General features: G+C 70.3%; 23 protein-coding genes and 2 pseudogenes. 7 read left to right on the forward strand and 18 right to left on the reverse strand.

Annotation, left to right across the window (positions count from 1 at the left end):
- Nucleotides 1-287: 287 nt before the first annotated feature.
- Nucleotides 288-1478 (forward strand): CaiB/BaiF CoA transferase family protein, encoded by a 1191-nt coding sequence (locus tag LO772_RS00265; protein ID WP_231776240.1) that lies wholly within the window; start codon nt 288-290, stop codon nt 1476-1478.
- Nucleotides 1479-1600: 122 nt separating this feature from the next.
- A complete protein-coding gene (locus LO772_RS00270) occupies nt 1601-2356 on the forward strand; it encodes an SDR family NAD(P)-dependent oxidoreductase (protein WP_231776241.1) in 756 nt (251 codons plus the stop codon).
- A gap of 63 nt (nt 2357-2419) precedes the next feature.
- Here the strand turns inward: LO772_RS00270 and LO772_RS00275 are convergent, their stop codons facing one another.
- Nucleotides 2420-2590, reverse strand: a complete 171-nt coding sequence (locus tag LO772_RS00275; protein WP_231776242.1) for a hypothetical protein — start codon at nt 2588-2590, stop codon at nt 2420-2422.
- A 151-nt stretch (nt 2591-2741) separates the two neighbouring features.
- A complete protein-coding gene (locus LO772_RS00280) occupies nt 2742-3986 on the reverse strand; it encodes a glycoside hydrolase family 1 protein (RefSeq protein ID WP_231776243.1) in 1245 nt (414 codons plus the stop codon).
- Between the two features lie 230 nt (nt 3987-4216).
- Here LO772_RS00280 and LO772_RS00285 point away from each other — a divergent pair.
- Nucleotides 4217-5010, forward strand: a protein-coding gene (locus LO772_RS00285) for an IS5 family transposase (RefSeq protein ID WP_443089444.1) whose coding sequence is annotated in 2 segments (ribosomal slippage) — nt 4217-4535 and nt 4535-5010 — 795 coding nt in all. Because the reading frame shifts where the segments join, the coding sequence is not laid out codon by codon here.
- Here LO772_RS00285 and LO772_RS00290 read toward each other — a convergent pair.
- Nucleotides 4943-6478, reverse strand: coding sequence for an MFS transporter (locus tag LO772_RS00290; RefSeq protein ID WP_231776244.1), 1536 nt, complete (start codon nt 6476-6478; stop codon nt 4943-4945). The genes LO772_RS00285 and LO772_RS00290 overlap by 68 nt on opposite strands.
- A 616-nt stretch (nt 6479-7094) precedes the next feature.
- On the opposite strand from LO772_RS00290, the gene LO772_RS00295 reads away from it, so the two are divergent.
- Entirely contained in the window at nt 7095-7757 is a 663-nt protein-coding gene (locus tag LO772_RS00295; protein ID WP_231776245.1) for a TetR/AcrR family transcriptional regulator, read from the forward strand.
- 163 nt (nt 7758-7920) lie between these two features.
- Complete coding sequence (locus tag LO772_RS00300; RefSeq protein ID WP_231776246.1) at nt 7921-9450, forward strand: CoA transferase; 1530 nt, start codon at nt 7921-7923, stop codon at nt 9448-9450.
- 687 nt (nt 9451-10137) lie between these two features.
- On the opposite strand, the gene LO772_RS00305 is transcribed toward LO772_RS00300, so the two are convergent.
- Nucleotides 10138-10989, reverse strand: coding sequence for an SAM-dependent methyltransferase (locus LO772_RS00305; RefSeq protein WP_231776247.1), 852 nt, complete (start codon nt 10987-10989; stop codon nt 10138-10140).
- A gap of 74 nt (nt 10990-11063) precedes the next feature.
- Here LO772_RS00305 and LO772_RS00310 point away from each other — a divergent pair, with 74 nt between their 5' ends.
- Nucleotides 11064-11222, forward strand: a complete 159-nt coding sequence (locus LO772_RS00310; RefSeq protein ID WP_231776248.1) for a hypothetical protein — start codon at nt 11064-11066, stop codon at nt 11220-11222.
- A 7-nt stretch (nt 11223-11229) separates the two neighbouring features.
- Here LO772_RS00310 and LO772_RS00315 read toward each other — a convergent pair whose 3' ends face one another.
- The gene (locus tag LO772_RS00315) at nt 11230-11460 is read right to left on the reverse strand and encodes a hypothetical protein (RefSeq protein ID WP_231776249.1); all 231 of its coding nucleotides are present in this window, start codon (nt 11458-11460) and stop codon (nt 11230-11232) included.
- Between the two features lie 180 nt (nt 11461-11640).
- On the opposite strand from LO772_RS00315, the pseudogene LO772_RS00320 reads away from it, so the two are divergent.
- Nucleotides 11641-12413: pseudogene (locus LO772_RS00320) on the forward strand (IS5 family transposase).
- A 63-nt stretch (nt 12414-12476) separates the two neighbouring features.
- Here LO772_RS00320 and LO772_RS00325 read toward each other — a convergent pair.
- The 13 genes and pseudogenes from LO772_RS00325 to LO772_RS00380 form a co-directional block, all read right to left on the reverse strand.
- On the reverse strand, nt 12477-13220 hold the full coding sequence (locus tag LO772_RS00325; protein WP_231776250.1) for a class II aldolase/adducin family protein: 744 nt from the start codon (nt 13218-13220) through the stop codon (nt 12477-12479).
- Between the two features lie 43 nt (nt 13221-13263).
- Nucleotides 13264-14451, reverse strand: a complete 1188-nt coding sequence (locus tag LO772_RS00330) for an LLM class flavin-dependent oxidoreductase (protein WP_231776251.1) — start codon at nt 14449-14451, stop codon at nt 13264-13266.
- Complete coding sequence (locus tag LO772_RS00335; RefSeq protein WP_231776252.1) at nt 14448-15599, reverse strand: LLM class flavin-dependent oxidoreductase; 1152 nt, start codon at nt 15597-15599, stop codon at nt 14448-14450. Before LO772_RS00335 ends, LO772_RS00330 begins: the two co-directional genes overlap by 4 nt.
- Nucleotides 15596-16684, reverse strand: coding sequence for an ABC transporter substrate-binding protein (locus LO772_RS00340; protein ID WP_231776253.1), 1089 nt, complete (start codon nt 16682-16684; stop codon nt 15596-15598). Before LO772_RS00340 ends, LO772_RS00335 begins: the two co-directional genes overlap by 4 nt.
- The gene (locus LO772_RS00345) at nt 16681-17568 is read right to left on the reverse strand and encodes an ABC transporter ATP-binding protein (protein WP_231776254.1); all 888 of its coding nucleotides are present in this window, start codon (nt 17566-17568) and stop codon (nt 16681-16683) included. The genes LO772_RS00340 and LO772_RS00345 overlap by 4 nt, the downstream gene beginning before the upstream one ends.
- A complete protein-coding gene (locus tag LO772_RS00350; protein WP_231776255.1) occupies nt 17541-18428 on the reverse strand; it encodes an ABC transporter permease in 888 nt (295 codons plus the stop codon). Before LO772_RS00350 ends, LO772_RS00345 begins: the two co-directional genes overlap by 28 nt.
- Nucleotides 18425-19456 (reverse strand): NrtA/SsuA/CpmA family ABC transporter substrate-binding protein, encoded by a 1032-nt coding sequence (locus LO772_RS00355; protein ID WP_231776256.1) that lies wholly within the window; start codon nt 19454-19456, stop codon nt 18425-18427. Before LO772_RS00355 ends, LO772_RS00350 begins: the two co-directional genes overlap by 4 nt.
- A gap of 277 nt (nt 19457-19733) precedes the next feature.
- The gene (locus tag LO772_RS00360) at nt 19734-20717 is read right to left on the reverse strand and encodes an ABC transporter substrate-binding protein (RefSeq protein WP_231776257.1); all 984 of its coding nucleotides are present in this window, start codon (nt 20715-20717) and stop codon (nt 19734-19736) included.
- A 79-nt stretch (nt 20718-20796) separates the two neighbouring features.
- Nucleotides 20797-21795, reverse strand: coding sequence for an ABC transporter substrate-binding protein (locus LO772_RS00365; RefSeq protein WP_231776258.1), 999 nt, complete (start codon nt 21793-21795; stop codon nt 20797-20799).
- Nucleotides 21792-22688 carry an ABC transporter ATP-binding protein gene (locus LO772_RS36200; protein ID WP_443089482.1) on the reverse strand — a complete coding sequence of 299 codons (897 nt, stop codon included), beginning with the start codon at nt 22686-22688 and terminating at the stop codon, nt 21792-21794. The genes LO772_RS00365 and LO772_RS36200 overlap by 4 nt, the downstream gene beginning before the upstream one ends.
- Nucleotides 22686-23792, reverse strand: a pseudogene (locus LO772_RS36205) (ABC transporter ATP-binding protein); the annotation flags it as partial. The gene LO772_RS36200 and the pseudogene LO772_RS36205, both read right to left, overlap by 3 nt.
- The gene (locus LO772_RS00375; protein ID WP_231776260.1) at nt 23699-24733 is read right to left on the reverse strand and encodes an ABC transporter permease; all 1035 of its coding nucleotides are present in this window, start codon (nt 24731-24733) and stop codon (nt 23699-23701) included. The pseudogene LO772_RS36205 and the gene LO772_RS00375, both read right to left, overlap by 94 nt.
- Entirely contained in the window at nt 24730-25671 is a 942-nt protein-coding gene (locus LO772_RS00380; RefSeq protein ID WP_231776261.1) for an ABC transporter permease, read from the reverse strand. The genes LO772_RS00375 and LO772_RS00380 overlap by 4 nt, the downstream gene beginning before the upstream one ends.
- Nucleotides 25672-25719 lie beyond the last annotated feature (48 nt).

Consider the following 25719-nt stretch of genomic DNA (forward strand, 5'->3'; position numbering starts at 1 on the left):
GGCACTTCAGCGTTCTGGTGACCGGGAGTTCGCCGTCGGTCGGGGCCCATGCGCGTCAACGAGGCGTGGCGACGCGGGGACATCGCTGCACGCCGTCATCGCTGCTGTCCCCGCCCACGGCGACAGCATTGGCTCCCTGCGCCGGCGGGGACATCAGCCGATCGTCGCCCTTCCCCGGTGCACTCGTCGGCGATGGTTGCAACATCGCGCTTTGTCCTGTTCGGCGGCCGACTGGATCTTCCAAATCGGCCGCAGGACCAACACACAACCTTGGTTGGACTGACGCCATGCACGCTCTCGAAGGCATCCGGGTCCTGGACCTCGGCACCTACATCGCCGGGCCGTACTGCGCCACCGTGCTCGGCGAGTTCGGCGCCGAGATCATCAAGGTCGAACGGCCCCGCACCGGTGACAACCTGCGCCGGTTCGGCACCGACACGGAGTGCGGCGACACCCTGGTGTGGCTCAGCGAAAGCCGCAACAAGCGGTCGGTGACGCTCGACTTCGGCGACCCGCGAGGTCTGGAGATCCTGCGCGACCTCATCAAGACCGCCGACGTCGTGATCGAGAACTTCCGGCCCGGCGTGATGGAGAAGTGGGGCCTGGGCTACGACGCGATCGCGGAGCTGAACCCGCGCGCGGTGCTCGTGCGCGTCTCCGCGTACGGCCAGACCGGTCCGCTGCACCACCTGCCCGGGTTCGCCCGCGTCGCGCACGGCTTCTCGGGCCTGGCGTACCTCGCCGGCGAGCCGGACGGCCCCCCGGTGACCCCCGGCTCGACGTCGCTGGCCGACTACACCACCGGGCTGTACGGCGTCATCGGCGTGCTGCTGGCGCTGCGCGCGCGGGAGGCCACCGGCAAGGGCCAGTGCATCGACCTCGCGCTGTACGAGACGATCTTCCGGCTGATGGACGAACTCGTGCCCGCGTACCAGAAGTTCGGCTACGTCCGGGAGCGGATGGGCGCCGACACCGTCAACGTCGTCCCGCACAGCCACTACGAGACGAAGGACGGGCGCTGGATCGCCATCGCCTGCTCCAACGACGTCATGTTCGCCCGCCTCGCCGGTGCCATGGAGCGTCCCGAACTGGCCGCGGAGGACCAGTTCGGCCCCAAGGAACGCCGGTTGGCGGCCCGCGGCCAGGTCAACGGGATCGTCGCCGACTGGGTGGCGTCGCTGCCGCGCGACGAGGTGATCGACCGGTGCCGCAAGGCCTCCGTCCCGTGCGGCCCGCTCAACTCCATCGCGGACATCTTCGAGGACGAGCAGTACGCGCACCGCGAGAACATCGTCACCCACGACTCCCGGATCGGCCCGCTGGCCGTTCCCGGCGTTCTCCCGATGCTCTCCGACACGCCGGGTGAGATCCGCTGGCTGGGCCCCGCCCTCGGCTCCGACACCGACGACGTGCTCGGCGAACTGCTCGGGCGCACCGCCGCCGAGATCGCGACGCTGCGCGAAGAAGGCGTCGTCTGACCGACACCCCACCGACGAATCGTGGGACGCGGCACACGCACGGAACCCAACGCTGTCGCAGCCGACCGCGTCCCTCGGATGCAGGCCAACCCGGCGGCTCATCGATCAAGGGAGAATGTTCAATGTCGCAGCGACGAACGGCAATTGTCACCGGCGGCGGGTCCGGCATCGGGCGGGCCACCGCCCACCGCCTGGCCTCCGGCGGAATCACGGTCGCCATCCTCGACGTCAACGGCGAGGCGGCCGAGAACGTGGCGAAGGAAATCACCCACCAGGGCGACGAGGCAATCGCCTTCGGAAGCGTCGACGTCTCGGACCGCGCTCAGGTGAACGCGGCCGTCGAACAGGTGCACAACACGCTGGGTCCGGTGCTCGTGCTCGTGAACAACGCCGGCGTCACCGAGTTCGACAGGTTCCTGAACATCTCGGATGATCTGTGGGACCGGGTCATGGCGGTCAACCTGAACGGCACGTTCTACTGCACCCAGGCGGTGCTGCCCGACATGATCGCGGCCAAGTGGGGCCGGATCGTCAACATCTCGTCGTCGAGCACCTACTCGGGCCAGCCGTTCATGACCCACTACGTCGCCGCGAAGTCGGCCGTCGTGGGCCTGACCAAGGCCCTGGCGCTGGAGTTCGGCCCCAAGGGCGTCACCGTGAACACGATCCCGCCCGGGTTCGTCGACACCCCGATGCTGCGCAGAGCGGAGAAGAGCGGTTTCCTCGGCGGCTCGGTCGACGAGCACGCCCAGCGCACGCCGGTCCGCCGCTCGGGGCGTCCCGAGGACATCGCCAACGCGTGTGCCTTCCTTGTGTCGGACGAGGCGGGCTACATCACCGGGCAGATCTTCGGTGTCAACGGCGGTCGCAACACCTGACACAAGCTGTGTACCTGTCCGCCCCGGCCGGAGACAGCGGTCGAAGGCGCAGTGACGTGCCGGTCAGGCGGTGAAGAACCGGTCGGCGAAGATCTCCCATTGGGTGAGGAAGTCGATGCCGGGGTCGCGCGGCCAGTGGTGTTGCGGGCCTTCGAGGAAGGACCGGAGTTCCACCGCGGCCTGGTCGGGGGCGGGCGTGCCGGGCCAGGATACGAGCGGATCAAGGCGACCCACGCTTCGGTTCCCATCCGTGAACAGGTGAGCCCGCCGCCCGACCGGCACGATCCGCGCAGGCTCACCCGGGATTACCGCCTCAAGGAACATGCGGAGACCGCAAACACGCCCAAGCCGTCGGCGCCGGCGTCCGGTCGGCCTTGGGCGGTTGTCACCGTAGTGCGTTGCGCCGCGCGATCTCGCCCAAGTGACGAGCGCTGTCCTTGACCGTGCGTCGCTGGGTCGCCCGGTCGACGCCCACCAGTCCGAACGTCGGGGTGTACCCGTGCATCCACTCGAAGTTGTCCAGGAACGACCAGTGGAGGTAGCCCCGTACATCCACTCCGTCAGCGATGGCGCGCTCAACCCCCTCCAAAGCCAGTCGGGTGAAGTCGATGCGCCGCGTGTCGTCGTCGGTCGCGATGCCGTTCTCCGTAACGATCATCGGCAGGCCGGCAGATGCGGCACGGCGCAGCACGTTCTCCAAGGCCTGCGGATAGAACTCGTTTCCCATCTGTGTGACTTCGGCGCCTTCGGGGAGCGGTGCCATGCCGTCTGGGCCGACGCGGATCCGTGAATAGTTCTGCACGCCCAGGAAGTCGTCCTCGACGATGGCCGGCAGGAAGTCCTCGAACTGCTCCGCCCACACTCGTTGCGCGGTCTTCTCCTCACCGGGGAGGGGTTGGACGTCCTGCACGGCGAGGGTGATGCCGACCTTGGTGTCCGGGCTGACCTCCCTGATCGCCTGCCGCGCTGCCTGGTGGGCTCGCGTGACGACGTCGAAGGCGTTCTCGTTGTACGTCGTCAGGAAGCTCTTCCGGCTGAAGAAGGCATGGGCGGCCGGTTCGGCCGCGCCGGCACCACCTGTGCCCAGGCCGACGGGGGCTTGCTGCACGGAGCGCGGTCCGTCGTCGCCGAGGATCAGGCGGATGACCCGGCTGATGTTGGCCTCGTTGATGGTGCACGCATAGGGGATCAGGTCGCCGAGTTCGGTCATCACCGTGCGGGAGTAGGCTGCGAAGCGCTCCGGGGTCTCGGGGGAGTCCCAACTGCCGAGTGCCGTGAGCCATCTCGGACTGGTGAAGTGGTGCAGCGTGACGACGGGAGTCACCCGTGCCTCGTGGCAGGCCTCGAGGACCTCCCGGTAGTGGGCGAGCGCTGCTCGCGAGACGAGGCCGTCCTCGGGTTCGATCCGAGCCCATTCGATGCTGAAGCGGTAGCTGTTCAGGCCGAGTTCGGCCAAGAGCGCGATGTCCTGCCGGAAGAGCCGGTAGTGGTCGCAGGCGTCCCCGCTGGGTTCGGAGAAGATGGAGTTCGCCGTGTGCTCGAAGGCCCAGAAGTCGCTCGCGATGTTGTTGCCCTCGACCTGGTGGGCGGCGGTGGCTGAACCCCAGAGAAAGCCGGGTGGGAAAGACATGGGTGGCACGCTCCTTGTGGCTGCGGTGGATCAACGGTCGAGTACGGGCGATGTACCGGCTCGGGGGCGTGACCGGTTCCGTGCACGCCGCCGGTCCGGTGCGTTCACCCTGTGGTGGAGTTGCCGGTGGCGGGGGTCCGGCCGGCACGCATAAGAGGACGTCTCATATGGCGTCGGTGTGGTGTGCGGCATGATGGTTGCCTGTGGAGGTTGATGGTCTTTCTCGGCGGCTGGTTCCGGACGGGCTTTGGGAGTTGGTGGCGCCGTTGCTTCCGCCGTTCGCGGTGCGTCCGCAGGGCGGTGGCCGGGCGCCGCTGGACGAGCGGTCTGTGTTCACGGCGGTGGTGTACGTGTTGACGAGCGGGTGTGCGTGGCGGGATCTCCCGCCGTCGTTCGGGGTGTCGGCGCCGACCGCGCACCGCCGGTTCGGCGTGTGGACGAAGGCGGGTGTGTGGGCACGGCTGCACCGGGCGGTGCTGGACCGGCTGGGGTCGCGCGGTGAGGTCGACTGGACTTCGGTGATCGTGGACGCGGCGTCGGTCCGCGCGAAAAGGGGGGCGATCTGACCGGTCGCAACCCGGTCGATCGCGGTAAAAAGGGCTCCAAGCTCCACGTGCTCGCCGACGGCGGCGGCCTGCCGCTGGTGGTCGGCGTGACGGGCGCGAACACCCACGACAGCCGGATGCTCAAGCCACTGGTCCGGGAGATCCCCGCGGTCAAGTCCCCGCGCGGGCCCCGCCGCCGGCGGCCCGGGAGGCTCCGCGCCGACAAGGCGTATCACTCCGCGGACACCCTCGCCTGGCTCCGGGCACGCGGCATCGTCCCCCGTATCGCCCGCCCCGGGGTCGAGTCCTCCGAACGCCTGGGCAGGCACCGCTGGAAGATCGAACGGTGCATCGCCTGGCTCTTCGGCTACCGCCGACTCACCATCCGATACGAGCGCAAAGGCAGCCACTTCACAGCCTTCCTCCAGTTGGCGGCAGCCCTGACCTGCTACAAGAAACTCGCCCGATGGACCATATGAGACGTCCTCTAAGCCACGCCGTGATCATTCCGAGTGCCGCGGCCCCGGCTGTCACGCACATCGCGAGGGTCCACCCGGTGTCGGTGTAGACCTGGGGCACTTCCGTCGCGGCCGTGCCCTGGCCGGTGGGCGAGGGGGTGGTGAATCGGAAAGGATGCGTGGAGACCACAGCGGTGACAACGGCTGTGCCCACGGCGGTGCCGAATGATCCGGCGACGGCGAGCATCCCTGCACCGATACCCGTCGACTCCTGCGGCACGGTCTCGACGACGAGGTTGTTGCTCGCGGCGAAGTACAGCCCGACACCTACACCGAAGACCATGTTGGCGGTCAACACGGCCCCCCACGACGCGTGGAAGGCGGCGAACATCGCCATCGACAGCGTCAACGCCGCCATCCCGGTGATCATCGGAGCGCGCAGTCCGACGCGTTTGCCCCAGAGCCCACCGAGAGGGCCGACAACCATACCGGCAACGGACGAGCCGAGGGCGATGCGGACGGCGTAGCCGAGCAGGCTGAGCCCGAGAGCGTATTGAAGGCCGCCGTCGAAGGTGATGACTTGCTGCATGGCATCGACCGGCAGGTGTGCCTGGGCTGCGGCGCCGGCGATGATCTGCTCCTTCAGTTCGCCTGCGTTCGTCTGGCCCATGTAGGCCATGGCGTATCCGGCGCCGGCGATGACCATGTTGGCCAGGAAGGCAATGCCCATGAGTACGGAGAACTTCGGAGACCGAAGGAGAGCCGGATCCATGATCGGGGCGGGTGCTCGCTTCTCCCAGAGGTAGAAGACGACCAGCAGGCTCAGTCCGGCGGTGAGGTAACCCCACGCGGATGGCCGGCCCCAGCCCCAGGCCTGACCGTTGCTCAGGTACATCAGGACCAGTGCCGCTCCGGCGCCGATCAGGATCGCACCGAGCCAGTCGAGGCGTTGGCGCGCCCGCAGCTTCGTCTCCGGCACCACGATGACCATCAGCGGAACAAGCGCGGCCATGTAGACGGCGAGGAACCAGAACAGCGAGCGCCAGCTGTAGGCGTCGGTCAACGCGCCGCCGATCAGCGGGGAGGCCACACCGGACAACCCGAACCCCGTTGCCAGCGCGCCGAGCGCAACCGGCATGTAGCGGCGAGGTACGAGGTCGCGGATCAGACCGACGGCGATCGCGGTCAGGGCGAAGCAACTCGCCTGCAACCCGCGGCCGATCAGGAAGACCGTCCAACTGTCCGTGGTCGCGCACAGGATCGACCCGGCCAGGAAGCCTGCGCTGCAGCACAGCATGACCCGGCGCTTGCCGTACAGGTCGGCCAGTTTGCTGACGAGCGGTGTCGTGGCACCACCGACGAGCCCCAGAATGATGATCATCCACGAGAGGTTCGCCCCGACATTGGGCCAGGTCCGGCCCACGTGCGGGGCGGCAGGCGAGCTGAGCCCGTACTGCAGCGGCACCGCCTCGGCGTACAGGATGATCACCGCGCCACGACCGCGACGACCCGCCACCGCGAGGCGTCGTCGAGTCTGCCGGTGTCGGGCTCGGAGCCGGCCACGTCGGGCGGGGGCGGAGCCTCGGCGTGCGTACTCATAGCGCTCTCCTTGGTTTCGCTTACCGCAAGTGGCCTTTCGGGTTGCAGACCGCGTGGCGCATGGCGAACGCGGCGCCGTGGGAGTGATGCCGAGGACGACGAGCCGATCACGTCCCGGTCGGCGCTCGGCTGCTCGGGCGCCTTGAGCCGCCGAACACAAGGGGGTATACATGGTGTGACCCCTGAGAGTAGCGGGAACTGTCACCGGAGCAAGAGGGTGAGAATCGAAGAATTTTCGTGATTGGATGACCGCGTAGCCGGAGCACCCGTACGGGAAGGCGACAGCCGTTCCGGCGGTCGCAGCATTCTCCGACAGTGAATCGCCCCGGGGCACCGGTGCGGCGCGCAGTCGCTTCCCGCACGGCGTGTTCCGCGATGTGCCGGTTGTTCCGGCGCGCAGATCCGCCGTCAGCCGGTCCGGGCTTCTCCAACGACGCTGTCGACGGTGGCCTGTCACCGGGAATCCCAGCACACAGAGCCTTCTTCCCAAGGACTAGCCTGGCACGATGGAAGTCCGAGCCGACACGCGCAATTACTGGGACGTCTTCCGCGACCGGCAGCGGACCGGGGTCGCCCAAGCCGTCATCGCTCTGGTCTCCGAGGTTGAAGCGCCGCTCACCATCGCGGAGATCGCCGACCGGGCGGGCATGAGCAGACGCACCTTCTATAAGCATTTCCCCACGCTCGGCAGCGCCATGGTGCACACCCACCGCGTGGTCATCGAGCAGATCCTCACCCATACCCAGCACACGCAGCAGGCTGACCTCAACGGTCTGGACCGCCTCCTCGCCGGCTTTCGAGCGTTGTTCGATATAGCCAAGGAACGTCCGGAACTCATCCGATTCCTCAGCTACTTCGACTTCACGTTCCGCCGTCACGGACTCACATCCGAACAGCGCGCCGAATTCGGCGCGCGGCAGACCGGCCACATTGTCCAGCTGCCCATGCAGGCTCTACAGGAAGGTCAAGCCGACGGAACGATCCGCTCCGACCTGGACGTCCGGACCACCGTCGTCGCCATGGGGAACTCCGTCGTCGGCATCCTCCAACGCCTCCAGATCATGGATGAATACACCAACGGTCACGACGAAACCGCACAGCGTCTGTTCGACCTCGAACTCGAGGCATGGCGCACCTATCTGTGCCATCCCCGCAGCCGGTACGCGTGAGGGCACATCAAGTCGACCACCGGTTCGATGACTCGACGCAATGCGTGACCATTTCCCCGAGTGCGGGTGCCGACAACCGCAGGCTGCATCGGCGCACGAACGATCGACACACATTGATCTTGCGGCGGATGTCGTACCGCCCGCGGCAAAGGACGGAGCAGCCATGGGTGTCGAGGAACTCACCGGTCGCATCCAGGCGTCGATCGCCGATCCGCTGACCCACGACGGCGGATTCGATCCGCACCAGGCGCTGCGCGAAGTCCTCGCCTCGGCCGGACTGTGTGCCGCGGACAGCGGTGGATCGATCACGTTCATCGGGAGCGACCCGATAGTCCCGAGCGTCATGCGCCTGGGCGCGGTGTCCGCACTGGGCCTGGCCGCGAAATCCGTCGCGGTGGCGGCGCTGTGGCGGCACCGCGGCGGCGAGGGCCAGGACATCACCGTCGACCTGCGCAAGACCCCGCATCGGCTCTGCCCGTTCTACGACGGGAAGTGGGAACTCCTCAACGGCTATCCGGGCGGTATGCCCGCGGACCCCGAGAACCCCCTGGGCTTCGGCTTCTACCGGACGCGCGACGAACGCTGGGTGATGCCGCTCAACTCCTACCCGAAGCTCAGGACCGCCGCGTTCAGGCTGCTGCGCACCTGGCCCGAGACGCAGGCCGTCGCCGACAGCGTCGCGCGGTGGAACGCGGCCGACCTCGAACGGGCCGGCGACGAGGCCGGCGTGGTCATGCCGATGCTGCGCACGACCGAGGAGTTCGTCGCCGAGGACGCCTGCCTGAGCATCGCCCGAGAGCCGTTGATCAGGATCGAGAACATCGGCGACAGCGCGCCCGAGCCCCTGCCCGCGGCGGTCGCCCAACCGCTGTCGGGTCTCCGCGCTCTGGGCATGGGACACGTCGTCGCGGGCGCCGGAGTCGGACGCGACCTCGCGTATCACGGCGCCGACGTCCTCAACATCTGGCGGCCGTACGAACTGGAGCACGACGCCTCCTACAACACCGCCAACGTCGGCGTCCGCTCGGCCACCATCGACCCCTACGGAACCGAAGGCCGGGCGCGCGTCCGCGAACTCCTGCGCGACGCGGACGTCTTCTACGCCAACCGCCGCCCCGGCTACCTGGAGAAGGTCGGCCTCACCGCCGAGGAAGCCGCGGCGATCCGCCCCGGCATCGTCCACCTCAGCCTCACCCTCGCGGGCGAAACCGGCCCGTGGGCCCACCGCGTCGGCTTCGACCAGACCGCCGGGGCCCTCACCGGCATCCTGCTCATGGAAGGAACCGACGGCATCGCGGCCGGCCCGACCAGCCCACCGGGCCTGCCACCCACCATCGTCGTCAACGACTACGTGACGTCCTGGCTGGCGACCACCGGCATCCTGGCCGCCCTGATGCGGCGCGCGACCCACGGCGGCAGCTACCGCGTCACCCTCAACCTCACCCGCGTCGCCGCCTGGATCCTCAGCCTCGGCGTCTTCGACCGCGCGTACGCCCTGGACACCGCCCTCAACCCCGCGCCCGCCTCGCCCCACGCCTACCTCGACCCCGACACCTTCAGCGGCGACACACCCTGCGGCCACTACCACGGCGTCACCGACCAGATCGTGATGTCCAAGACCCCCGGCCGCTTCCGCGACATCCTCCTCCCCCGCGGCAGCAGCACCCCCGTCTGGCTCCCCCGCCCCAACTGACCCCGCCGCGCCGACCTCCGTCGAGACCCACCCCCGGCTGCGCCCATACCGGCGCGGACAACGCCTGGGCCCTCCTCACTCAACCGCGTTGGACCACACTCGTCCATCCCGCCTGCGTCACACCCAACACCACCTACAAGCTCAACGTCGGGATCGAAACTGGCACCAACTGCGCTGTGTACTTACAGCGCAGTGCACGAACAGCGGTGCCACCGTCGCGGACTGCTGCCCGTAGAAGGCACGTTCGCTCGATCCGATGACAATCGCGTCGAAGCCGCGGTCGGGATCGGCGAGCGCAGCTGATGAGCGGCAGCACCCCGTGTGGCCCGTGGCCGCGGCGGGTGTCCGTCAACGGTACGAGGCGGCTTTCATTCCGCGGCAGCTCGATCTTGTTGCGGCTCGGTAGATCCAATCAGAAGGCGGTGTGGCGACTCCGTGGACAGCGACATGATCCGCCGCGGCCACATCGGCGACACTTTCACCCCGTCGCCGCCGCGACGCTCGAACAACGGCTTCACGCCGCGGGATTCACCGACGTCCATGTCACCTCGGCCAGCGCACACCAGTTCCGATTCACGGCCACGACACCCCTTACCTGAACAACTGCGAGGCCACCGCCGGGTTGGGCGAGAGCCGGGCCCGGCAGTCGTGACTCACCGCAAACCGGCCTCGGGGGCGGCGCCCGGATCACGGCTTGCGTGCGAGGAGGCCGTAGCAGCCGATCTCGGCGGGGTCCGGGAGCTCGGCACCGGGTTCGCGGCGCCAGTGCGAGACGAGTTCCACGCCCGGTTCCAGCAGGTCCCACCCCTGCGGGACGAGGGCCTCGACCTCGGCGCGGCTGCGGACCTGCATGGGGATGCCCGACTTGCGGTACACCGCGACCCCGCCGCCGGTGGTGACCGGGTCGAAGTCGCCGGTCAGGTGCGAGAGGACCAGATGGCTGCCGGAGGGAAGCCGGTCGGTCAAGCGGCGCAGGATTTCCGTGGGCCGGTCCTCGTCGGGGACGAAGTGCAGGATCGCGAGCAGCAGCAGCGCGAGCGGCTGGTCGGGGTCCAGGGTCTCCGTGAGCGCGGGGTGGGCGAGGATGGCGTCCGGGTCGTGGGCGTCGGCGTCGATGTAGGTGGTCGCGCCGTCGGCGTGGCTGGTGAGCAGCGCGCGGGCGTGGGCGAGGACGATGGGGTCGTTGTCGACGTAGACGACCCGGGATTCCGGTGCGATGTTCTGCGCGGCGTCGTGGGTGTTGCGGCCCTCGACGGGGATGCCGGTGCCGATGTCGAGAAACTGCCGTACGCCGATCCGGGCGAGGTGGTCGACCGACCGCAGCAGGAACGCCCGATTGGCGCGCGCCGCGGTGCGGGCGTGGGGCACCGCCGACAACGTCTGCTCGGCTGCCTCGCGGTCGGGCGCGAAATTGGTCTTGCCGCCGAGAAAATAGTCGTAAATGCGCGCAGAATGTGGCTTTGTGGTGTCGATTTGCGGGGGATTCCAGCCGCTTATAGCGGCTTCCTGTTCGGGCGTACGGGAAAAAGCGGAATCCATCGGTCTGCCACCCCTGCCTCGACCCGCGCCGGAAACAGCGCCGGCAACTCACACAAAAACGTTCTGCTTTCCGCATGTTATCCCCTGACAACGCGGGCACGTGCCCCCGCAGGCGCACGGGTCTCGCACCGCCGATCGGAGCGCCCGGCGTGTTCACCTCGTCGGCCACGGCACGAATCGTGCGCGCCGTCGCCAACTGGGACGTCTACGCCGACCGCTTCCACGCCGCGTGAAATCCGCTCATGCCGGTGGTAACTCCGAACCCACGGCGAGCATGGTTTCGAGCACCTGCCGGGAACCCTGGAGCTGCGCGATCTCCGCCGTCACGCGGTCGTGTTCCCGGCGCAGATGAGCGGTCATCCCCGGGCAGCCCGAAGACACCGTCCGCCCGTCGTTGTCGTGGAGACAGTGCAGGATCCGCGCGATGGCGGATGCGACGATCAAACGGCAGCCGATGTCGGCGACGGCCACCGCGTCCACCTGCCACCGACCGCCGCTCACCGTCATCGTGGGTTCAAGAGCCACGTGGTGTCGACGGTGAGCGGCCTAGGGCCTGTCGTCAAATGATCTTGAGTAGTGGATCATGGTTGGGTGATACGTCGCCATGAACTGTCGGATGCCGAGTGGGAGTTCGTTCGTCCGCTGCTGCCGGTGTCGGTTCGGGGCCGGAGGCGGCTGGACGACCGCACCGTGCTCAACGGGATCGTGTGGAAGTTCCGGACGGGCACGGCCTGGCGGGACGTGCCCGAGCGGTACGGGTCGTGGGCGACGCTGCACACGCGGTTCCGCCGGTGGACGGCGGACGGGACGTTCGAGCGGATGCTCCGGGCCGCGCAGGCCCGCGCGGACGCGGCCGGCGACATCGAGTGGCTGGTCTGCGTGGACTCCACGGTCGTGCGGGCCCACCAGCACGCGGCCGGGGCCCGAAAAAGGGGCTCCGCGACCCGGCGCTCGGCCGGTCGCGCGGCGGCCTGACCACGAAGATCCACCTGGCCTGCGACGGGGTCGGACGCCCGCTGGCGTTCGTGGTCACCGGCGGGAACACCAACGACTGCACCCGCTTCACCCAGGTCATGGACGCGATTCGCGTCCCGCGCCTCGGCCCCGGCCGCGCCCGGACGCGCCCCGAACGCGTCGTCGGCGACAAGGGCTACAGCTCGAAGGCGATCCGCGCGTGGCTGCGGCGCCGGGGCATCGCCGCGACCATCCCCGAACGCGCCGACCAGGTTCGCAACCGCGTCCGCCGCGGTTCCCGAGGCGGACGCCCGCCCGCGTTCGACCGTCAGGTCTACAGGCGACGCAACGTCGTGGAGCGCTGCTTCAACCGCCTGAAGCAATGGCGCGGCATCGCCACCCGCTACGAGAAGAACGCCGAGACCTACACCGCCGCCGTCACCCTCGCAGCCCTGCTGATGTGGGCATGACATTTGACGACAACTCCTACCGCGGTCGGACACGCGCCGAAGCGGGTCATCCGGTCCTTGGTGTCACTCCTCGGGCAGCAGCCCCAGGGCCTTGGCCTGGGGAAGCAAGGCCCCGTTGTTGAAACGGGTCCACTGCTCGGTGAGGACGCCGGGGCCGTACTCGCGGGATCCGCCGAGGGATTCGGCGAGCAACTGGAGTTGGGCACCCTCCTCCAGCAGCACGGCGTACTCGATCGTGGCCAGGAACCCGGCGGTGCCCCACACTGTCGCGCCGCCGTTGGCCTCCAGGATGGCCGGCGGCGCGACTTCCTCGCCGAGCCGGTCGAGGATGAAGTCGACCTGGGAGCCGCGGCGGTCGATGTAGACCGGGATCTCCCGCGCGAGAGTGTCGCGCTGCACCGGGACGTAGCGGATGGGCAGCGGGCGGTGGCTCTGCGACCAGGCGCCCAGGTAGGGCGAATGGATGTGGACGACGGTCGTGATGGCGTCGTGGGCGGCCAGCACGCGCTGGAATCCGAAGCCGCGGGCGGCACGCGCGTCACCGAGGCGGACCGTGCCGTCGAAGCCGACGACCGACGGGGTGACGGACTGGTCGACGGCGAACGGTCCCGGGTAGGTGAGCGTGACGAACAGCTCGTGGCCGGGGATGCGTTCGACGCCGCTGACGGTGCCGTTGGCGGTGATCGAGCCGATGGCCCGCAGCACCGCGAAGGCGTGCTCCGCGTCGGCCTTGGCGCGTGCCACGAACGCCAGTACGTCGTCCGGGAGTTCGGGCGAGACGATGGCGGCCTCGGTGGTGGCGGTCATGGTGATTTCTCCTTGCCGTCAAGAACGTTGTGCGGGTGCGTTGTCAGGGGGTTTCCGGCGCTTGGGCGCCCACCGGTCCGGGGACGGTCAGTTCGTGCGGCCCGCGCAGCAGCGGCAGTACCTCCTCGCCGATCCGGTACGCCTCCTCCAGGTGCGGTGTAGCGGCCAGGATGAACGCGTCGACGCCCAGCGCGATCAGCTCGTCGAGCCGTTCGGCCACGTGCCGGTAGCTGCCGACGAGGCCGAACGCGGGGCCGGGGCGCAGCAGGCTGAACCCGCCCCAGACGCCGGGTGACACGGTGAACTCGGCCGGATCGCGCAGTGACGTCCCGTTCAGGAACTCCCCCGCGCGGCGCGCCCCGACGGAGTCGCCCTGGCGGCCGCGCAGGAATCCGTCGGCGGCGGACGGGTCGACGTTCTCCCAGCCGCGGCGGATCTCGCGCCACGCGGCCTGTTCGGTCTCGCGGGCCAGGACGTCGACGCGTACCGCGAACTTCGGTGGCGGCGTGCCGATGCGGGCGCTGTGCTCACGCACCGCGTCGAACTTCTGCTTGAGCGAGTCGAACGGCTCCAGCCACGACAGGTAGTAGTCGGCGTGCCGCCCCGCCGCGTCGATCGCCGCGGGCGAGGAGCCGGAGAAGTAGATCTCCGGGAACGCCTGGGCGGCCAACGGCGCGGGCAGCCCGCCGCCTTGCACGCGGTAGAAGCGTCCCTCGAAGTCGTAGGGGCCGGTGCCCCACACGCCGCGCAGGACGTCGAGGAACTCCGAGGTGCGGGCGTACCGGTCGTCGTGCGCGACCTTGTCGCCCCACCACAGCTGCGCCGGTCCGCCGCCGCCGGTGATGACGTTGAAGACGGTGCGCCCGCCGGTCGCCCGCTGCAGCGAGGCGGACATGCGCGCCGCCTGCACCGGATTGAGGAACCCGGGCTGGAAGGCGATCATGAACCGCCAGGTGCGGGTCTCCCGGGCCAGTGCGGCGGCGGTCGCCCACGGGTCGTCGGTCACCGGGAACGACGGCAGCAACCCGCCGTAGAAACCCGCGAGTTCGGCGGCGCGGGCGACGTCGGCCATGTGGTCCAGATAGGTGAACCCGTCGGGTTCCCCGTGCCGCAGCCCCGGGGCGATGCTGCCGGGCCGCACCGCGTCCCAGTCGCCGCGCGTCTTGTCGGAATGGCGCAGGGACTCCTTGTCGCCGCCCATGCCGATGCGCCAGTAGATGTCGATGGTCATGCGTCGGCCTCCGCGGCTCGCCGGGGCGATTGAGGTGGGGCAACGCGACGCGGTCGCTCTCCGGACGCCTCGGAGGCGCGCAACCGGGGCAGAACGTGCTCGCCGAACCGGTACGCCTCCTCGACCGCCGGACGGGCCGACACGATGAAATGTGTCACGCCGAGGGCGTTGCGGTAGTCGGTCAGCAGGTCGGCCACCGCGTCGTACGACCCGACCAGGCCCAAGGCGTCGCGGTGCCCGAGCGCGTCGAAGCCGGACCACAACCCGCCGTCGCCGTGCGGTGGTTCGGGGGACGCGACGGCCGTTCGCGCGGTCGGCGCGAGCAGTTCTTCGTACGCCTCGCCCGCGTCCTCGCGTACCAGGACCGGCACCCGCAGCCCGACCGACACATGGCGGCCGTGCCGATCCGCCGCCTCGGCGAGCCGGGTGACGCGCCGCGCGAGGTCGGCGGGATCGGCGGACAGCGGGAACAGGTGCACGTCCGCGTGTTTGCCGGACAGTTCCAGCGCCGCGTCGGACTCGCCGGACAGGTACACGCGCGGGAACGGCACGCCCGCGAGCGGGCCGGTGAACCCACCCGCGACCACCTGGTGAAAGCGCCCCTCATAGGTGAAGGACTCCTCGTGCCAGACCCCCTTCGCGACGGTGAGGAACTCGTCCGCGCGTGCGTAGCGGTCCGGACCGGAGACGAAATCCCCTTGGGCGCGCTGGACTTCGTCGTCCGTTTCGACCACGGGATGCCAGTCGAGCCGACCGGAGACGAACCGCTGCAACGTGACGGACACCTTCGCGGCGTACACCGGGGTCGCGAAGCCCGCGTGGAACTGCGGTCCCACCCGCAGCCACCTGGACTCGCGCAGCAGGCCGCCCGCGGTGATCCAGGATTCTTCTCCGGCCGGGTCGTACGGCACGACCACCCCGTCGAATCCCGCCACATCCGCGGCCCGGCCGACCGCCGACACATGGTCGAACGGCCCGAACCGGTCCGCGCGTTCGTCACGGAACACGGGACGGAACGCGCGTTGCTCGCCCGGGTTCCAGTCGCCGCGGTTCCAGCGCTCGGCCCGCGGTTGGCGGCCGTCGCCACGGACCGGGACGGTCCACAGGTACTCGGCCCGAGTACTGGGCTGATTGTCGTGCGTACTCATGCGGCCGCCCCTTCGGCGCTCTCGGCGGCGACCAACGCCCGGGCCTTGGCGAGGGGTTCGTCCGCCGTCCACGCGTCCAGGTCGATGTCCGCGGCCAGGAACCCGTGCACGAGGAGGAAATCCTTTTGCACGCGCAGCAGTTCGAGTCGCTCGGCGGACAGGTCCGGGTGCAGGCCGAGATGGAATCCGGGCCGGTACGCCCGGTCCACGCCCTCGCTGCCGGAGCGCGTCTCGTGCGCGAGGATCGCCCGTACCTCATCGGGGTGCCCGGCGGCCCAGTCGGCCGCCCGCAGCGTCCGCGCCAGGAACGCCACCACCAAATCCTCGTGCTCGGCGAGTAGTTGCTCATGCACGGTGATCGGACGCGGGGTGCCGTTGTTGACCCGGAAGCGGCGGTCGGCGCCCGCGTCGAGGTCGACGGCCACAACCGCGCCGAGGGCCGCCGCGTCCTCGGCGGACTTGGCGCCCTTGACGTAGACCGCGTCCACCTCGCCCGACGCCAGTTCGGCCAGCCCCGGCCAGGCCCCGAACCCGTCGGCCCGCGCAGGTCGCCGCTCCGGCGCCGCCCCCGGCTGCCCGCCCGCTCCCACCTCCACGAACCGCACGTCCGCGAGGCCGAGCCCGGCCGTGGCCAACGCACCCGCGAATCCGTGCAACGCCATCGCGCGCGGGAAGCTTCCGGCCCGTGAGTCGGCCCACGCGGGGAGGGCGGCGCGGACGCCCTTGAGGTCGCCCGCGCCACGGATCCCGGAGTCCGGGCGGACCAGGATCGACTGCCACTCGTCGATCCAAGTGAGACCGATCAACCGGTTCGGCGCACCTTCGGAAAGCGCCGCGAGTGCCGGGACGTTGCCGCCCTCGCGGAACAGCCCGACCAGCCGGTGGTCGAAGTGGTGCCGGGCGAGTTCGGGAGGCCCGTCCTGGAGAACACCGAAGTCGAGCCCTCGGGACGCGAACTCCTCGGCCAGCGTGCCGCGGTGCAGTGCCAGCCCGCTCGCGGTGGGCACCGGGCACCGGGTGTACCAGACCGTGTCGAGTGCGGAGTGCGCGGTGCCGGACGCGGCACCCGGCGATGGGGCGGTCATCGGACCTCCTGGGGATGCGGGAAGGGCTGTGGGGAACGGACGTTGTGGTGGGTCGCGGGCCGCGGGGGAACGGGCGTCTGCCCGGCCGTGGGAGTGGACGCGTGCCCGGCCGACGGCGCGGCCTCCGGCTCCACCGGGCCGGCGGGCACGGACTCCTCGACAACCACCCCGAGTTCGCCGAGCAGTCTCCGGCGATGGGAGACGACCACCGAGGAGTCGGCAGGCCGCGGACGGGCGGCTTCGATGCGCACGTCGACGGCGAACCGGCCGTCGCGCAGCACGATCACCCGGTCGGCGAGCCGTACGGCCTCGTCGACGTCGTGGGTGACCAGGAGTACGGCTGGGCGATGCCGGGCGTACAAGTCGCCGACGAGGTCCTGCATCTGAAGCCTGGTCAGCGCATCGAGCGATGCGAACGGCTCGTCCAGCAACAAGAGTTCCGGATCGCGGACCAGCGCCCGAGCGAGAGCGACACGCTGCGCCTCGCCGCCGGACAGCGTCGCCGGCCAACTGCGCGCCTTGTCGCCGAGCCCCACCTCGGCCAGCGCACGGACACCCGCGTCACGTGTCGCGGCGCCTCGGCGTTGTCCGATGGTCACGTTGGGCAGCACACGGCGGGTCTGCACCAACCGTGGCTCCTGGTAGACGATGGTGCGGCGCGGCGGCACAAGCACAGTGCCCGCGTCCGGGGTCTCCAGGCCGGACAGCAGGCGCAGCAACGTAGTCTTGCCGGTTCCGCTGGGACCGAGCAGCGCGACGAACTCGCCCGGGCGGATGTCGAGATCGATGCCGTGCAGGACGCGCTTGGCGCCGTAGGCCTTGTCGATACCGCGCAGCCGTACCGCGACGCGGGATGTCAGCGCAGGGTCAGGTGTCGCCGCCATGGCATGGCCACCCTTTCCACCAGTCGGATGGCCGCGTCCACGACGAGCCCGAGCAGCGCGTACAGCACGACGCACAAGATCATGTAGTCGGGCCGGTAGTACTGCTGGCCCAGCGACACGAGGTAGCCGATGCCCTCGGTGGTGCCCACCTGTTCGGCGGCGATCAGCGCGGTCAGGCTGATGCCGAGGGAAATGCGCAGCCCCATGAGGATGTTCGGCAGCGCACTCGGCAGCACCAATGTCAGTGCGAGCCGCGGCCCGGTCAGGCCGAATCCGCGGGCCGCCTCGACCACCTTGCGGTCCACGCCGCGCACGCCCAGGTAGGTGTACGCGTACATCGGAGCCGACGCGGAGACCGCGATCAGCACGATCTTGAACGTCTCACCGACGCCGAACCACGAGATGAACAGCGGTACCAGGGCCAGGAACGGCACGACCCGCTTCATCTGCATGGTCGTGTCGATCAGTTCCTCGCCCAGCCGGGAGAACCCGCTGACCAGCCCGAGGAGGACGCCCGCACCGGCACCGAACAGCACGCCGAGTCCGGCCCGCTTCAGCGATGCGGCCGCATAGTCGGTCAGTTGCCCGGTCTCCCACAGCTCGCGGAACGCGGTGACCACCGACCCGGGCGAGGCCAGCACATCGTCCGACACCGTCTCCGACGCCGACAGCCACCACCACAGCGCGAGCAACCCGAACGGCACGAGCACGCGCAGGGCGAGCGAGACCCAGCGGTTGCGCGGCCGATCGCCGAGGAACCTGGGGGTGACGAGTCCGGCTGTCTCGGCGGCCTCCGAGGCGCCTTTCGGGGGCACGCCGCGCGTCTTCGCGACGGCTTCCGGCGTCGTGACCGCGCTCACGACGGCACCTTCGACCAGTCGAACACCACGGCCGCGGGATCGACCTTGTTGGGCAGCACGTTGTACTTGTTGAACAGAGCGTTGACCGCCTCGATGCTCTTGGTGTCATCGGGCTTGGGCAGGCGCGGAGGGTTGGCGTACCGCGCGGTCTCGATGTTGTTGGTCAGCCGGGCGCCGTCGGCCGCGCGCGGGCCCTTGTCCTCGAAGACGTTCTGGAACTTCTCGGGGTTCAGGCGCTGTTCGGCGGTCAGATCCTGGACGACCTTGAGATAGGTCTGGAGCGCCTTGGGATTCTCGTTCAGCACCTTGTTCGACGCGACGGTGATGGACAGGTCGTCCGACGGCAGGTCACGGCCGCGGAAGATGACGCGTGCGCCCTGGGCGACCGCCTCGGGGAACGCGTCCACGATCGCCACCCACGCGTCGATGCGGCCTGCCGCGAACGCGCCCGCCGCCTGGTCCGGTTGCATGTAGACGCGTTCGACCTTGTCCGCCGGCACGCCCGCCTGCTCAAGGGCGAGCAGCAGCAGGTACTCACCGTGCCCGGCCCGGTTGACGGCGACCTTCTTGCCCACCAGGTCCTGGACCGACGTGATCGAACTGTTGGGCTTGACGACCAGCCCGTCCCCCGCGCCAGCGCGCTGGTCGGTGACCGGGTCGCCGAACGAGAAGATCTTGATGTCCTGGGTCGACGACAGATAGCCGAGTGCCGGGGATATCGCACCGGACTGCACATTGATCGCGCCGGAGCGGATCGCGTCGGTCGCCGCGGTGAACGACGGGTAATAGCCGCCCCATTCGACGCGTGCGCCGACCTTTCTCAGCTCCTGGTCGAGGATGCCCGACTTCATGGCGTACGCCAGCACACCGGCATTGCCCGGGTCGATCAACTTCAGAACCGTTTCTCCGCCGCCCTTGCCCTCGCCGGTCTCCGAGTCCCCGCCGCAGGCGGTTGCGGTGAAGGCGAGCGCGACGGCGGCGACGAGACCGCCGGCGCGTCGGATCCAGCGCGACTTTGACGTGGGCATGACGAAACTCCTGAAAGAAGGAAGCACAAAGGAAGAGGAAGGAAGGACCGGGTCGAAAGCGACACCGCTCAGCGCGGACAAATAGCCTCGCCGATGCGGCCCAGGTCAGTGTTCTCGCAGCAGGTCAGCCGGAGGCTCGACATTCCGCGACCATAACAACGCGGGCGTACGACGACAATGGAATCCGGGCTTCCGTATGTGGGATCAGCGATCCGGTAATTCATGCGACATACCTGCGCAACAAACACTCGGGAAATCCGGCGCTGCGTACCGGAATTCACGACGGGATTGCCCGATCCGGGAGCGCAGGCACCTCAATGCCTGCGGCGGCCGACGTGGTCAGCGCGGTGCCCGCACCCGCCAGCGCCTCAGCCACTGTTGGTTCGATCGACGCCACCCGGGCGTCGGCGACCACGACGCGGCGCGGTATGTATCCGTGCTCGGCGAAGATGTCGGCGGCTTCCTGCTGCTCTGCGATGAACGCGTCGCTCACTGGTTCCAGCCGCCACGGCAGGTCCGCGAGGGCCCGGTGCCAGTCCTCGGCTGTGCCGCCTTGGTCGTCGGCGTGGACGCGCGCGGCTTCGGCGATGTGGGCGGCGGCCCAGTTGTCCGCTTCCTGGAGGGCGCGCGTGAGGGTCGCCACCACGTCGGGCCGGTTCTCGACCAGGTCCCGCCGTGCGAAGAACACGGAGCGGTCGGTGATGATCTCGCGCGCCTTGAGCAGCACACGGAACGCCGGGTCGCGCAGCGCCGCCGACAGTTCGGCGCCCTGGGCCACCCATCCGGCGATCTCGCCGTCACGCAGGCGGCGCGCGGTGTCCCCGGACGACACGGGGGCGGCAGGCGGGCGTTCGGCGGTGATGTCGCGGCCGTAGGCGAGCCCGGCGCGGTGCAGCGCCTTCGCGACGAAGTGGGTCTGCCACGAGCCCACCGCGAGGACAATCGTGCCGCCGCGCAGGTCGGCCGCCGAGCGCACCGGCCCGTCGGCCGCCACGAGCAACGCGCCGTGTTCGGGGCGTGGCGCGGACACGGCGGTGTAGACGATGTCGTGGTCCGCCGCCTGGCCGGCGATGGGCGGCGTCGAACCGGTGCCGCTGAAGTCGATCGCGCCGGTGCCGAGCAGTTCGGCCACGCGGGTGCCCTGTACGGGGACCCACTCGACGGTCTCCCCGAGCTTCTCCAGGGCCGGTTCGAGCAGGCCGAGCCGCGACAACAGGTACAGGGACGGGTTGGCGCCGTGGACGCCGATCTTGATGGTCATCGCGGTGGCTCCAATGGTGTGAGTAACAAGAGGGAGGAACAAGCTGTCGGGACGATCGGGGGCGAACCGGGGGGACGGCTCAGCCGCCAAGGCCTGCCGCCGCGCGGCGCAGCGGCTCGGGGTCGGCCCAGGCACCGACGTCCACGCGGCCGGCGAGGAATCCGTGCGTGGCAAGGAACTCTTCCTGTGAAGCCAGGAGTTCGAGGCGTTCCTCGGACAGGTCGATGCCGAGCGAGGTGTGCCCGACGCCTCGGTAGGCGTCGGCGACGCCGGTCGCGCCGGCTCCGGTCTCGGCGCCCAGGATGCGGGCGACTTCGTCGGGATTGTCGTGTGCCCAGGACGCGGCACGCAGCAGCACGGCCAGGAACCGGTCCACCAGGTCGGGGTGTTCGTCGAGCAGGCGGCGGTGGACGGTGATCGGGCGGGGTGTGCCGTTGTTGGCGCGGACGCGCCTGTCGGGAACGGCGTCCAAGTCGATCGCGACGACCGCGCCGTAATGCGACGCCGTCTCCGCCGCCGGGGCGCCTTTGACATACACGGCGTCCACGTCGCCCCGGGTGAGGGCGGCGAGTTCGCCTTCCCACTGGCCTTCGGTCGAACCGGGCACGTCCACCGGGACGGCGTCCGTCAGGCCCAGTCCGGCCAGGGACAGCGCGCCTTCGAAGCCGCGCAGCGCCATGGCTCGCCAGAAGTCGATGGGGAGGCGGTGGACCGGGAGGGCGAGTCGGGCACCGCGCAGGTCCTCCGGTCCGGTGATCCGTGCGTCGTCGCGTACGAGGATCGCCTGGCCCTCCTCGATCCACGTCAGTCCGACGAGTCGGGTGTCCTCGCCGCGTGAACGGGCCCACAGGGCGGGGACGTTGCCGCCTTCGCGGAACAACGCGGGCAGCGCGTGGGTGTAGTGGTGGTCCGCGGCGACGTCGCGCGGTATGTCCTGGAGGGACCGCACCGCGATCCCTTCCGGCGCGAATTCGTCGGCCAGCCAGCCCCGGTCGGCGGCGATCCCGGTGGCGGTCGGCACCGGGCAGCGGGTGAACCACAGTTCGCCCGGTCGGCGCACGGTCGTGATCTCGGTCATCGGGATTTCCGTTCCTCGGTTCGGGTGGGCGTCGGCGCGAGGCGTGGCGCGGCGGCGACGAGGGTGCGGGTGTAGTCCTCGCGCGGCGCGTCCAGGACGGTGTCCGCGGGCCCGAGCTCGATGACGCGTCCTCGGTGGAGCACCGCCACGTCGTCGGCGATCGCGCGCACCACGCCCAGGTCGTGGGTGACGAACAACGTCGCGAGCCCGTCCGCGCGCAGCTGCGCGAGCACGTCGAGGACGCCGGCCTGCACGGACACGTCCAGCGCGGAGGTGATCTCGTCGCAGATCAGCACCGCCGGTTCGGCCAGGAGCGCACGTGCGATGGCGACGCGTTGCCGCTCGCCGCCGGACAGGTCGCGTGGTCGGGCGTCGGCCGTGCGCGGCGGCAGCGCCACGCGCTCGAGGGCGGCCAGCACGCGGCGCTCGGTTTCGGCGCGGTCGGTGGCGAAGCAGTGTTTCACGACCGCGCCCAGCGTTCGGCGCACCGTCAGGCGCGGGTTCAGCGCGCGGTAGGGGTTCTGGAACACGTATTGCACGTCGCGCCGCACGTCCGCGCCGCGTGCCTCGACCGGCCACGGTACGGTCGCGCCGTGCACGGACAGGTCTCCTCGGGCGGGTACTTCGAGTCCGGCGAGGGCCCGGGCGAGGGTCGTCTTGCCCGCGCCCGACTCGCCCACCAGCGCCGTGCAGGCGCCGGGCCGCAGTGCCAGCGAAACCCCCTGCAGGACGGGGGTTTTGCCGTAGGCGACGTGCACGTCCCGGGCATGCAGCAGGAGGGTGTCGGGTGCTGCGGCGTCGCTGCGGCCGGGGGATGCGGCGATTGGGGCGTTCACCGCGACGGGAAGGCCCGTGAACGCCGGTTTCCCGTGCACCGGGTGGTGGCAGGCCACGGTCCTTTTCGGCCCCGTCGGCGCGGATTCCGGCCGCTCGGCGCGGCACACCGCCGCCGCGGCAGGGCACCGGGGCGCGAACGCGCAGCCGGGCGGTCGTTCACCGGGCGCGGGCGCGTGCCCGGGAATCGAGGTCAGGCGGTCGCGCCGGGCCACGTCCGGCACGGCGGCCAGCAGCGCGAGCGTGTAGGGGTGCCGGGGTGCGGCGAACAGGTCGGCGGTGGCGGCTTCTTCCACGATGCGCCCGGCGTACATCACCGCGACCCGGTCCGCCAACGACCGCACCACGGCCAGGTCGTGTGACACGTACACCGCCGCCGTGTCGTGGGTGCGGCACATGTCGCGCACCGTGGCCAGCACGCGCGTCTGGGTGGTGACGTCCAGCGCGGTCGTGGGTTCGTCGAGCACCACGACCTTCGGCCGCAGCACGAACGCCAATGCCAGGAGCACCCGTTGCTGCTGCCCGCCGGAGAGCTGGTGGGGGAAGCGGCGTTGGAACGCGCGGTCGCTGCCCGGCAGACCGGCTTCGGTCAGCACGGCCTCGATGCGGTCGGCGCGTTCGGCACGCGACAGTCCGGGTTCGTGGACGCGCAGCACCTCGTCGAGGTGGGTGCTTACGCGCAGCGCGGGGTTGAGCGCGGTCGCGGGGTCCTGCGGTACGTAGGCGGCGCGGCGCCCGCGCAGCGCGCGCAACTCGGCGAACGGCGCGGCGGCGACGTCGACGCCGTCCACCGTGACGCGGCCCGCGGCGATGCGGGCGCCGTGCCGGGCGTGGCCGAGCAGCGCGGTCGCGGCTGTGGTCTTGCCGGAGCCGGTCTCGCCGACGATGGCAAGGATCGCGCCGGCGGCGACGTCGAACGCCACGTCGGACACGATGTCGGCCGCCGTCCCGCCGTCGGAGGCGGTGCCCCCGGTGTCAAGTACCACGCGCAGTCCGGACACCGAGATCACCGGCGGCCTCGGCGGTGGGCTGTCGCGCGTTCCCGACTCGTGGCGGTTCGTCAGCACGCTCACGCCGCACGCTCCTTTCCGTTCGCCTTCACCGTGTTCGTCGTCCCATCCGTGTTCCCGGACGCGGTTCGGCCCGTACCGGGACGACGCCACGCCGACCGACGGGCGGCGCGTCGTGCCCCGCCCTCACCCGTGGCCCGCGCCGCACCTTCGGCCATCGCGTTGGTGCCGAGCGCGAACGCCGCGATGAGCAGGACGGGCACCACGACGCCCCAGGGCTGGAGCCGCAGGCCGCCCCGGTTCTCGTTGATCATCAGGCCCCAGTCGGCGGCCGGCGCGGTCACGCCGTAGCCGAGGAAGGCCATCCCGGCCAGCAGTTCGACCGCCCAGGTGAGCATCGTCCCGAGGTGCACCAGCAGGGGAGCGGCGATGTTCGGCAGCACTTCGCGCGTTACCAACTCCCGCTTCGGGTACCCGGTCAGCCGTGCGGCCTGGACGAACTCCTGGTGGATGACCCCGATCGCGGACGCCCGCGCGAGGCGGAGGGTGCCCGGGAGGAGCGTCAGGGCCACGGTCGCCACCATCAGCCACCGTTCGCGGCCGAACATCGCGACCACGAGGAGCACCATCACCACGTTCGGGAAGGCCAGCAGCACGTCCGCGATCCAGGTGAGGACGCGGTCGAGCGCCCGTCCGCGTCGGCCGGGCCCGAAGCCGGCCGCGAACGCGGCGGCAACGCCCAGCGCTGTTCCGGCGATGAGCGCGAGCGCCGCCGCGCTCACCGTCATCAGGACCACCGAGCGTCCGCCGGAGAGGACGCGCGAGAGGACGTCGTGGCCGAGGTAGTCGGTGCCCAGCGGCGTGTCCGCGCCAGGCGCGTCGTATGTCGCTCCGACGAGCGCGTCGGTGGCGTGGGGGGCGGCGTACGGCCCGACGAGCGCGATCAGCACGACCAGCAGCGTGACCGCGCCACCGACGCGGACCTGACGGTCCCGCAGCACCGCGGAGAGCGGTCCACCGCCGCCGCGTGCGGCCGGCCCGGCCGCCGCGCCCGTTTCCGCCGGTGCCGCACTCGACACATCCACCGCGCTCACGACGCCGCCCCGGTCCGCAGCGCGGGCGTCAGCAGCACCGTCGCCAGATCGGCGAGCAGGTTCACCGCGACGACCCCGGCCGCCACCACGAGCACCGCCGCCTGCACAACCGGGACATCACGCACCTGCACAGCCCCGTTGAGCGCGCCGCCCAACCCCGGGTAGGTGAACGCGGCCTCGACCACCAGCGACCCCCCGAGCAGCACGCTCAACGTGAGCGCGATCGCCTGCACCAGCGGCACCAGGGAGTTCGGAAGCACGTGCCGGACGAGCAACCGCGCCTCGGGCACCCCGCGCAGACGGGCCGCCGCAACGTAATCCGAGTCCAGCGCCTCGGCGACCGCGGCCCGCACCTGGCGCAGCAGGTACGGCGTGACGGAAAGCACAAGAGCCGCGGCGGGCAGCACCAGGTAGTCGGGCCGGTCCCACGGCGACCGGCCGGGTTCGATCAGCGACGCGGCGGGCAGCACGTGGAACACCGTGGTGGAGAACACGATGACGAGCACGACGGCGGTGACGAACGCGGGCAGCGCCTGCGCCGCGACCGCCGCGGACGTGACCACGCGGTCGACGACCCGGTCCCGGTACACCGCGGCGAGCGTCCCCAGCAACAGCGCGAGCAGCACGGAAACCCCGGTCGCGCACGCCACCAACGCCAGTGTGTTGCCCAGACGTTCGGAGACGATGTGGCCCACGGGCACGTGCGAGTCGAGTGACGTACCCAGGTCGCCGCGCAGCACTCCGCTCAGCCACGCCCAGTACTGTGCGGTGACGGGGCGGTCCAGGCCGAGTTGCCGGCGCAGTTCGTCCACGGACGACTGCGGTGCCTCGGGACCCAGGACGGTGCGTGCCGGGTCGGACGGCAGGGCCTGCGTGGCGGCGAACACCACCACCGACACCGCCGCCACGGCCAGTACCCCCGACAGCACACGGCGCACGAACCAGGCCGGCCATCTCGGAACGTTTCGGCGCCCCGGCTTCCTCGA

The organism is Yinghuangia sp. ASG 101, from assembly GCF_021165735.1.
Classification (GTDB): Bacteria; Actinomycetota; Actinomycetes; order Streptomycetales; family Streptomycetaceae; genus Yinghuangia.